At 46.8% G+C, this 10,406-nt stretch carries 10 protein-coding genes and 1 pseudogene; 3 read left to right on the plus strand and 8 right to left on the minus strand.

All coding sequences use genetic code 11. The features are described from left to right. Together QT998_RS27030 and QT998_RS27035 are read left to right on the plus strand one after the other, a co-directional pair. A pseudogene (locus QT998_RS27030) lies at positions 1 to 246 on the plus strand (hypothetical protein); the annotation flags it as partial. 227 nt (positions 247 to 473) lie between these two features. Further along, entirely contained in the window at positions 474 to 599 is a 126-nt protein-coding gene (locus QT998_RS27035) for a hypothetical protein (RefSeq protein WP_333118389.1), read from the plus strand. Positions 600 to 808: 209 nt separating this feature from the next. Here QT998_RS27035 and QT998_RS27040 read toward each other — a convergent pair whose 3' ends face one another. From QT998_RS27040 to QT998_RS27065, 6 genes are all read right to left on the minus strand, one after another. Then, positions 809 to 2,476 carry a hypothetical protein gene (locus tag QT998_RS27040; protein WP_333118388.1) on the minus strand — a complete coding sequence of 556 codons (1,668 nt, stop codon included), beginning with the start codon at positions 2,474 to 2,476 and terminating at the stop codon, positions 809 to 811. 58 nt (positions 2,477 to 2,534) lie between these two features. Continuing rightward, the gene (locus QT998_RS27045; RefSeq protein ID WP_194071266.1) at positions 2,535 to 3,485 is read right to left on the minus strand and encodes an ABC transporter ATP-binding protein; all 951 of its coding nucleotides are present in this window, start codon (positions 3,483 to 3,485) and stop codon (positions 2,535 to 2,537) included. Between the two features lie 452 nt (positions 3,486 to 3,937). Further along, a complete protein-coding gene (gene blaOXA / locus QT998_RS27050; RefSeq protein ID WP_333118382.1) occupies positions 3,938 to 4,810 on the minus strand; it encodes a class D beta-lactamase in 873 nt (290 codons plus the stop codon). A 105-nt stretch (positions 4,811 to 4,915) separates the two neighbouring features. Further along, on the minus strand, positions 4,916 to 5,329 hold the full coding sequence (locus QT998_RS27055) for an MAPEG family protein (RefSeq protein WP_333118379.1): 414 nt from the start codon (positions 5,327 to 5,329) through the stop codon (positions 4,916 to 4,918). A gap of 17 nt (positions 5,330 to 5,346) precedes the next feature. Continuing rightward, the gene (locus QT998_RS27060) at positions 5,347 to 5,730 is read right to left on the minus strand and encodes a DUF3037 domain-containing protein (RefSeq protein WP_333118377.1); all 384 of its coding nucleotides are present in this window, start codon (positions 5,728 to 5,730) and stop codon (positions 5,347 to 5,349) included. Continuing rightward, the gene (locus QT998_RS27065) at positions 5,708 to 6,496 is read right to left on the minus strand and encodes a HipA family kinase (protein WP_333118375.1); all 789 of its coding nucleotides are present in this window, start codon (positions 6,494 to 6,496) and stop codon (positions 5,708 to 5,710) included. The genes QT998_RS27060 and QT998_RS27065 overlap by 23 nt, the downstream gene beginning before the upstream one ends. 163 nt (positions 6,497 to 6,659) lie before the next feature. On the opposite strand from QT998_RS27065, the gene QT998_RS27070 reads away from it, so the two are divergent. Further along, on the plus strand, positions 6,660 to 7,199 hold the full coding sequence (locus tag QT998_RS27070; RefSeq protein ID WP_333118373.1) for a protein-tyrosine phosphatase family protein: 540 nt from the start codon (positions 6,660 to 6,662) through the stop codon (positions 7,197 to 7,199). A gap of 250 nt (positions 7,200 to 7,449) precedes the next feature. Here the strand turns inward: QT998_RS27070 and QT998_RS27075 are convergent, their stop codons facing one another. Next, positions 7,450 to 8,274: an alpha/beta fold hydrolase gene (locus tag QT998_RS27075; RefSeq protein ID WP_333118370.1), complete on the minus strand. Its 825-nt coding sequence runs from the start codon at positions 8,272 to 8,274 to the stop codon at positions 7,450 to 7,452. A 114-nt stretch (positions 8,275 to 8,388) separates the two neighbouring features. Further along, the gene (locus QT998_RS27080; RefSeq protein ID WP_333218206.1) at positions 8,389 to 10,203 is read right to left on the minus strand and encodes an abortive infection protein; all 1,815 of its coding nucleotides are present in this window, start codon (positions 10,201 to 10,203) and stop codon (positions 8,389 to 8,391) included. Between the last annotated feature and the right edge of the window lie 203 nt (positions 10,204 to 10,406).

Consider the following 10,406-nt stretch of genomic DNA (forward strand, 5'->3'; position numbering starts at 1 on the left):
GCTGAGTTAGCTGCCAGAACTATGGTGCAGCGACGTAATATTAGCTATGCAACTCAGACAATTGAGGGTACTCAAGCTTGGGATACTTTTATGTCTCTTGTTGCTACTACTCGTCAGTTGGGAATCAGTTTTTTTGATTATGTCCGTGACCGAATTTCTCAACTTGGAATTATTCCCTCTCTCTCCACTATTATTCGCGAAAAATCTTCTCTTCATCCCTTGGGTTTGTCTTGGCAACTAGAATAACTCCTTCCCCTACTTATTGAGCCGATACCTTTAAAAAACTTGCAAAAATTTACGGATCTAGCTTTGTTGAACTGATTTCAAAAGTTGTAGAAGAATTAATTGATGACCAGTATCCCAACAATGCCCGTAATGAGCCTTTACCGGGAAAACTTAAATTACCAGAAGAATGGACATTTCACAAGCTGGATTTTAGGATTGCTAAAGGAGCTTCGGGACAGATTAGACTAATGTACCTGGTTAACGCAACTACTTGCACGATTAAACTCGTTTGGATTTACAGTCACGAGCAGTTTGCCAAACGTCCTGCTGATGCAGATTTGAAGAGTGTTATCAGAGAAATCTTAGATTTTTAAATCAACCAACTTGAGATTTGATATTAAATTAAAAATTTTAATAAAAGAAGCCCGCATTATTTATAAAAATAACTCATCCTTGTATTTAGGGATACTCAAACTCCTTAAATACAAGGACAAGGATAAAGGACGGAAACTGCTAGTTTACATCATCCAACCTATTAGTTAGTCATTGCTGAAAAAAGGTTAATCAAATCGCTCCCCCATTTTCAGGCCCTCAGCAGTTGTTTAGAGGCTGATTCGCCTGCGAGTCGGAGTTGTCGCCTCAATTGCAAGTTCAGCAGCACCAAGACAGTCCACTGGCCGAGTATCGAGAGAAAAATGGTATGTGGTGAGGCGCTCCCCACAATCAAGCCCCCAAGGACTGAAAAAAGCCACATGAAAGGAGCTTTTTCTGGGGTGAGGGAAAGCATAGATAGAATAATTGGTGGCAAAATGATAGCGCCTCCGACTGTACAAACCGCCAAAATTTCCTGGTTTCGGATTTTTGCAAACAAGAATAGCTGGGTGACTGTGGCGTAAATCATGAGGATATTCACGAAGAGAATCATGAATAAAAAGGCATTGCGCGATACCAGTATCTCAGGTATAAAAATCACTGTTGAAATGAAAAAATCGATGGCTATCGCAACTGGTGCCGGACTTTTTTCGCTCCAAATTAAATCGAGTATGGGGTAGCGCCGCCACAATTTATGATTGCTGGGAACGATTTGTTTTCGATACCTTGCCCAATCAGACAAAGCTTGTCTTTCAGGAGTTAAAGCAGCAATTAAAGCTAATAACAGCACGAAATTCATGAACAATAAATACAAGGTGTTTTCGCTACTTGTGATTTTGGATTGCAGTGCAAATCCTAAAATTATTGACTGAGAGCAAATCACCAGCAAATAACTTTGCTTTTTGCTCAAAACAGTGGCGGTCGGGTTGGGAAAGCGGCGCTGCCATCCCTGCCACATCCAGTAGGTTGCAACCGCAGAAATCAATAAAGATAAGGCGGTACAAGCCAAAAGATTTTCGCCAACCTGCAAATTAAACCATTCGACATGGGTGAATTTATTAATTAACCAACTAAGGTTAGAATCTGATGACGGATTAACGTGAGAAACTACCTGTTTGAAGACAGCAGCCGGAGACAAAAATGTCAGAAAATCAGCAGCATTGCCGAATGACGATACATTAAAAGCTGTGGTAATAAAAGTCAAAACCGCAGCGCTAGCCAACCAAGGTTGAAACCCTCCCAACCAACTGGTTGTTAAGCCAAATAGCATCGCGCCGCTGTAGAATAAAGCACAGCTAGCTACCATTGCTATGTCGAAAGATAAAATATGATGCAGAGGTATTTGAGCTGCTAATCCGCTGTAGAGGTGCAGCGGTACAGCCAGAATTGCTGCGAGATACAGTAAAATTGGGACACCGAGAATTTTGCCGAGAAAAATTGTGGTGGCAGATTGGGGGCTGAGGCGAATAAAGTTGAGCGTGCCCCGGCGTTCTTCTTTGTCTAAGTCGCTCACTAGCATATAGGTGCCTGCTACTAATAGCACGATCGCACTAAATACACTCAGATAAACAAATATTTGCAGCCACCAAGACGGCCAGTTAATGATGAAATTTCCTGCAGCATCTTGGATACATTGGGTGTGATAACCTTGGGGATTACCATCAAGTCCAGCGCAGAATAGGTTGTGAGTGGGGTAATTGCCCTCAGCAACAGGAGAGACAACGGGTATCTGGGCACTCCAAAATAAAAACAGCACCAGTTGAGCGCTGAGAGAAAGAAAGCTGACGATCGCAATTTTGCCTATTTTCAGCCGGCCTTTGATTTCTCGGAATAACTGGGAATTCCAGTTACCGATTGTGTCTAGTATGTTGAGATTCATAGGTAATAGTTTTGAGTAGTGATTGAAAAAGTCGCCCTAAACTGTCAACTGTCAACTGTCAAGATGCTTGTTTGTGTCCCATCTTCAGGAAGATGGTTTCTAGGTTTTCTTGAGTGCAGTGAAATTCCGTGAGGGGAATGTTAGCATTGACGAGCGATCGCAATAAATTCGCTGCATCTTCCCGGCTTCCTGAAAAATGAGCGCACACCTGCTGAGTTTCCGGCAATATTTCCCAACTTTCTACCCAAGGAAAGTTTTTGAGTTCGGATGTCAGCGCTGCTAAATCGCCCAAAGTTGACAGGAAAATTTGCTGTTTTCCCAGTCGTTTGTAAAGTTCTTGCAAAGGGGCGCTTTCGACAAGATAACCGAGTTCCATAATTCCCACCCAAGTGCAAAGTTCGGCTAAATCGCTGAGAACGTGGGATGATATGACTACGGTCATGCCGGCTTGTTGCACAGCTTTGATGATTTCGCGAAATTGCGATCGCGCGATCGGATCTAAACCCGAAACTGGTTCGTCTAACAGCAGCAACAGCGGTTCGTGAATAATAGTTCGTCCCAAACTCAGGCGCTGTTTCATCCCCCGCGAAAGAGTGGAAATTAAGCTGTTGCGCTTGTTGGTTAATTGCACGAGTTCTAAAACTGCATAAATGCGTTCTCGACGGCGGGGTTGCCGCAAGTTGTAGAGTCGAGCAAAGTAATCTAAATAATCCCACACAGTCAGGTCGTCGTACAGGGGAAAGTCGTCGGGAAGAAAGCCGATGTGCTGTTTTAGAGTGGGGTTAGATCGATCGCGCAACAAGGGACAGCCGTTGATATAAATCTCCCCTGTAGTAGGTTCTTCAGCGGCGGCTAACATTCGCAGCAAAGTAGTTTTGCCGGCACCGTTGGGGCCGATCAGCCCGCAGATTTCGCCGGCGGCGACTTGCAAGTCGATGTCATTGACGGCAATATGGCGATCGAATTGTTTGGTGAGTCCGCGAGTGTCTATTGCTAATTCTTTTGCCATATTTTAAAGGCGAGTGAAATTGGCTGCGGTTCGTGCCTAGTTCCAAAGCTTGCAACTAGCTTAGCCTTTTGATACAGGAGTTGTCACCCGCATTTCGCAAAATAAATTGTTAAGTATTAAAAAGATTTTGAGTTTTGGTAAGCTTTGGAAAAATGTAATTAACAATTGGTAAACTTATAGCGTGATTTTTTAAGCGATCTGGAAACCGCAGATTGAGGCAGATTAACACAGATAAACTGTTACTCATATAGATTGTGTATGGCGATTGAGGGGGAGAGGGGGAGAAAGGGAGAGGGGGAGAAAGGGAGAGGGGGAGAGGATTTTTGATTGTCATCAAAATATACAATGTTTATTTGCACAACAGCTTACACGCAGATGTTTTTCAAGATATGAAATGGTAATATTTTAGAAGAATTATTGACACGCTTTTTATTAAAGAACAGATAAAGCATTTAAAGCAGCGCCAGATCCTTCAAGCAGCGGCGCGTTAACTCAATTCTAGCTGCTCCATCCTTTGTACTGCGGATGTCAATGTTTGTGGCAAAAAAGTAAGCATTTTTATTCTGCTCTAAATAACCGACATACCAGCCAATTTCCGCCTTTGTTTGTTCTCCAAATCCAGCCCAACCTGTTTTTGCCCTGATTGTGTAATTGGGAGTTTGTTCTACAATCATGATATCTTTAACTAGAGAGAGCGATCGCTCGGAAAAGGGTAAATCGTTTTTGTGGAGACGGCGCAAGAATTGAATTTGCTGGTTGGGTGTGATTCGCAGTTCTCCTTCTAACCAAAATTTATCAATATCCTCTTTTTTTCCAATGTTTTGGTTGCCGTAATCAGCTTTTGCTACCCATTTTTGCATTTGTTCGTGTCCGACTCGGCGTGCGAGAACTTGGTAAAACCAGACTGCGGAAAGTTTGATGGCTTCTCTCATATTCAAGTCTCGATTCCAGGCGGGAATTTGCCTTTGAATTCCATCCCAAGTGAGAATTGCAAGTTCATTGGAAATTACGCCTGTTTCTAAGGAAATCAGGGAGTTGAGAATTTTAAATGTAGATGCGGGTAAAAAAGCTGTGCTGTTGCGCTGCGGGTTGTGTTGGTAAAGCCGATCGCCATTCAAGTCATAAATGGCGATCGCCCCTTCAACACCTAATTCTTGAAAGTGCCGTCCAAAATTGATTGTTTGAGCGACATCTCCTTGTCGATGCGGAGATTCCCGCGCTGGAGTTGGTGCGGTTAAGGCCGATTGGGATGGCTGAATTAAAACAGTAGTAATGCAGCTTAATACGATTACAATCAGAGCGAGCTCGCGAAATATTCTGTTCATAAATTTTGATGTGTCAGGTGCGTCAGACTTAGGCTGTGTGGGAAATAATTAGATTTTTGGTTTGACGCACCCTACAATATATGCGATGGTTGGGTAAGTCATCAACTACAAAATTGCCATAATAGTTAAGGCGACTAAGCAGCTTAACTGAATTGCCAAACTCACAATCCGAAATTTGGGATCGAGGCCGGCAATGTGAATTATTGAGTGTATCAACCGAAAGACGATGTAGGTTACAATCAGCGCGTCTACGGCTGTTCCTGAAACACTCCTAACTGTTAGCAGAAAAACCACTCCCAAATACAAAGGCAGGTTTTCTACCAAGTTGGATTGTACTCGAAATAGTCGCCACAGCAAACTTTGATCGTTTGGTGTGCCGAAATCTTTGGGAGAGCCGCCGGCAGATAGATGCCGAATCCTGACGGTTAGCAGCATGACTACAACTGCGATCGTCCACAGGATGAAAATTGCTAAACCCCAAAGCGGGAAGGTCATATTTGTTTGTTCGATTTGGATCATTTTTTTACCTTGCGAAACTATCGCACCATTGTATTGAGCAAATGTTCGATCGCACCCGGTAGATTTTCGCACAAACCAGTGTGTACCCTAGATGTTTGAACGATCGTGCTGCGGGGCGCTACGAGCCAGTGAAAGCGCTCTCTGTCGGGAAGTTGACCGATCGCGCCAGATTCCGGGCCGCCCGCACAAATGACGGGAATGACTGCTAGGTGGTTGCGAATCAGTTCCATATCTAAGGTTGAGTCGATCGCCCTCAAGCGCTCTTCGTCAATTTCGATCCGGGCTTCGAGAAATTTTTTAGTACCGCAAGAAACGATCGCCCCCACGTTGATAAATTCTTCGCGATCGACTTTGGGAACGACGCGGATAATGGCATAATCATACAGAAATCGAGCGGGCACTAATCGCTTCCTCCAAAAAAATATGTGTTGATTCTAGCCGGTTTAGCAGGTACTCAATATAAGCATCGCGATGCTGGTTGCTGTCGGTGAAAGGCGAATTTCCCACCAGCCAAACATCGGGAATCAGTTGAACGATGTTGCGAATAATTTCTGGGGTTAGCATCTGAGTCATCTTGAAGTTTGCAGCTTCTAGATTGCTCGCAAAACGCAGCAAAACGTGGTCTTTAATTGCGGGAAAACGATCGCGGCTGCGGGATAGATAATCTTTCCAAGTGTGGTGGAAATACATCGCCGCACCGTGGTCGATCAGCCACAGCCGGCGGTGCCATACCAGCATATTTGCATTGCGCGGCGTGCGATCGATGTTGGTGACAAAAGAATCGAACCAGACAATTTCCGAGGCCAGATCCGCCTCAGATTTGCCCGCTACGGGGTCAAAGGTGATGGAACCGGGAAGATAGTCAAGGGCGAGGTTGAGGCCTGCACTGGCGCGAATTAAATCTTGAATTTCCGGGTCTGGTTCCGTGCGCGCGAGTTCGGGATCGAGTTCCACAAACACGAGTTCGGGGATTGGTAGCCCGATCGCGCGCGCAATTTCCCCGGCTACTAACTCCGCGATTAAAGATTTTGCTCCCTGACCCGCACCGCGAAATTTGAGTACGTACATACCGTCATCGTCGGCTTCGACGATCGCCGGTAGCGAGCCTCCCTCGCGCAAAGGAGTGACATATCTGGTAGCATTGACTGTTCGCAAGCTGGGACTCATTCTATTTTCGATTTTTGATTTTTGATTGAAGAATTGGACGGGACTAGATTGCTCGTGTAAAATTTTGATTGAGTCAACTGCAGATGTCAGGCAGATTGACGCAAATCAACTCAGATACATTTTTATTTAAATAGTATAACTTGATATCAATTATAATATAATTATGTACAAATTTGCGGCGGCTTCTGAGGATGAATTAGTTGTGTTTGGTGCGGCAAAACCGGGATACGGCGATGCAGAAGTTGCTCGGTGGATTGATTTTATGCGGCGACAGAAGATCGATCGAGTTTGCTGTTTGCTTGCTGAGACTCAACTCGTCCGCTATGGTGACTTGTTGGGAAGCTATCGAAATGTTTTTGGGCGCGATCGCGTTTGCTGGGCTCCGATCGCCGATTTTGAATTTGCCAGTCGCGAAATCTTAATCGATCGCATTTTACCGTTTTTGGCATCTGCAGATAGCGCGGGCGATCGGGTGGTAGTTCACTGTAGCGGTGGAATCGGGCGCACAGGACACGTCTTGGCTGCTTGGTTAGTGTGCGGGCGGGGATTTTCTAACCAAGAGGCGATCGCGGCTGTCAAAAAAACTGGCAGAAATCCCTATGAAGCTGCGATCGCTGCTTTTTTGAAAGGTCGAAATCCTTGGCAAGTTGCTGGAGAACTCGATGCTTTGTTAGATTGCTGCAGCCGTGATTTTGGGAAGTAACATACCCCCTTTACGATCGGGCGGTTGAAACCGCGTCTGTACCAACAATGATATCAAATCCTCTCTTCATCGGAAGAGTAAATTCACAGTTAACAGTTGACAGTTAACAGTTAACAGTTAACAGTTAACATCATTCCGATGCAACCGGAAACGATATGACTAATGACTAATGACCAATGACCAACAACCAATAACTAATAACCAACAACCAATAACCAACAACCAATAACCAACAACCAATAACTAATAACTAATGACTGCTCAATTGAGCCACCACGGCTTCGGTGAAGGGAACGGGCGCATCAAGCTGCAACCAGTGGCTGGTTTCGGGTATGACGGCGGTGGCAATTTCGGGGCGGAGTATGTGGAGGCTGAAGGGCCATGAGTTGGCGGGTGCGATCACTGCTGCGATTCGCGCGCCCGGAGTTGCTAAGTAGCGATCGATCGCACCGACGGCGCTGTAAGCAAACATACCTTTGTACATACCGATCAGCCGATCGCGCGGGGTGGATGCGAGGCGCGCCATCGTAGTTTGGCGCGTCGCAGCCGTAGCGCCTTCGAGGGCTTGGGCGAACTTTTCCTCTGCAGCAGCGCGGTAGCCGTCGCCCGCCAGCGCTGCGAGGAAAGGAACCATCTGTTCCTCGTACACCGACGGCGGCAGGTAGTTAAAGTCACCGGGCGGATCTGCCAGAACGAGGCGCGTCACCCGCGTTGGCGCGGAGGCGGCCGTGGCGAGGACGACTACAGCCCCCAAGCTGTGCCCGACAAGGGCTACTTGGGGGATGTTCAGCGCGTCGAGGACGGCGATGATGTCGGCGGCGCAGGAGTCGGGGCTGTAGTCGCCGTCTGCGGGCGGATCGGATGCGCCGTGGCCCCGGAGGTCGATCGCCAGAATGCGCTGGTTTTGACCGAGATTTGCTCGCAAAAGTGCGCTCGTCTCGTCCCAGACTCCGATGTCGTAGGCCATACCGTGTACTAACAGGACGGGGATGGCTTGTGGTTCTTCGCCACTTACCGCGCCCGTGTCGGTGAGATTGAGTCGCCCCGCAGGGCCCGCGACAGTTGTCAGGTGCATAAAATGCCTCGACTTCTACAAGGACACAACAATGTTTTATTCTTAAACAATTTTGACTTCAAATTCGGCACCACAACATTCAAATATGGATGCAGGTGGGCTGTGGAAAGCGGGCTAAAATGTCATCGGCGCTACAGGTTCAATCTCTCCATTAAAACCTCCCACCTGATTTGTTCGCAATACCCAAGCTTCCCCACCCTGTTCGAGAAAGGCTTGAGTCACTTCATCGCTTGTCAGACGCGGTAGAATTGTGCGCCAACTCAGCAAACTTCGGCGAATCTTTTGCAGCGGACGATCTTCTAAAGTGCTGCCCAAAACTTCAGCTTGATTCTTCCAGTCGGCGCGTGCGGTTCCACAGGGTAACAGCAGCCGTTTTAACTTTTTGCTCAACTGTTCTAACTGCTTTAATTTATCTAATTCTTCGGGGTGTTGCTGTTTCGATGCTTCGATATTTGGGAGAGACAAAAGCGATCGAGCAATTTGCCGCATTGCTGCATACAAAGCTTGATTGGAGTCTTGAGTGCAATTGTAGTCAGGCCCAACAAACGTCCCTCCGGTGCCATCGCCAATCCGGTAACGAGCCGCCATGATTTCTAACTGGTAAATCAATCGATCGAGTGGCGATCGCTTCTGGCCGTCCTGGGTTTCATACTCGCTCGTGAAGGCATCGAATTCGATTATCGTATCGCAAACCGGGCGCAAACCCAAGCAGCCAAACTGTCTGTCGCCCATGTAGCGCGACCAATGCAAACTCCCAGCAATCAGCCCCTCCTTGTTGTGCGTGTAGATTTGGTGATAAACAATATCAAACCGCAGTTCATTCGCCAGTGGTTCTCGCACGACTGTCGCCAGTCCGTAAGCAAAATGCCCGAAGTAGAGCGGAGTTTTGGTAGCTGGTTCTGCTTTTTTGCCTCCAATCCCACCATAGGTGTGAATCAGTAAGGCTCGTTTTCCTTCGTGCCATTTAACTGGATTTCGATTTGATTTGAAACAAAGCAATGCCTTACTGGTTGTTCCCTTCTGAGCTACCAGATTGCTCCAATTCTCGTGTTTGAGGTAGTGTTTAACTGAGGTTTTGCCTGCAATCTGTCGGTCAACTTCAACCTGCAACAAACTCCGAGGCGCGATCGCCTGCACGACAAATCGCCCCGATCGATCCGGCGCACCGTAAATATACCATCCAGTTTCATTTAGGGGCGATTTCTCAATGTTTTTGCTGGTGGAGAAAGGAGTCTGATTGCTATTGGCAATTACTGGAGGCAGGCTAACGATTTCTTGAGCTCCCGCGAATTGTCGCGAGGCGCGATCGAAGTGAATTACCTCAAACAAATCACTGTTCGGCTGAATCGATCGCACAAATTTCACTAACCCGTAATAACGTCCGGTAATTTGCACTGGTTCGCAAGCAACGGTCAGAATGGTGTTTTGTGCAAATTGTTCCACACCCACGGGTTCTTGCAGCATCACAATTACATCATCGTGAGGATGCGAACCTGCGATCGACTCTAGGGGATTAACTTGTCGCCAGTGATTGAGCCTGGTTGGGTGAACTTTGCCTTGTTGTTGGCTGCGTTCAGCTTGAGGACTGAAATGCACGTCTTTCGTCACAGCCCGAACGTAGGCCTGCACCAGGCGATCGTCACTAAAGCGCAGGATCGCAATTTGTCCCACCAAATGCTGAAATTCACAAGGCGCGTGATGAATTTCAAAAAACGCGCCTTGAATCGTTTGCCGTTGGTGAATGGCCGGCAAAATCAATCGCCCCATCCAAGGCGCAATGGGGCGGTAATATTCCGGCGACACAGATTGATCTATTGGATAAAACTCCGGTCGATTGAAAGCCGCTTGCTGGTAGCGTTCGTAGTTACTCAATTTGATGGGGGATGGGGCATGGGGCATGGGGCTTAGGGCAAACCGGGCATAGGGCATAGCTCACTTTTGTGAGAACCGCTATAGCCGTTGACAGTTGATTGTTGACTGTTGACAGTTTACAGTTAGATAGTACGAGCCTCAAACTGTTTTCGATCGAAGGTGAGCGTCCTCTCAATCTGGAGGTTATCATAAAAATGGGTCTAAAACCCCATGCTTCTAGCACGGCTTTGCTGTATGCTTGTAGTAGTGGAAAGGTAATC

The sequence above is a fragment of the Microcoleus sp. S1D4 genome, from assembly GCF_036700765.1.
Lineage (GTDB): Bacteria > Cyanobacteriota > Cyanobacteriia > Cyanobacteriales > Microcoleaceae > Microcoleus.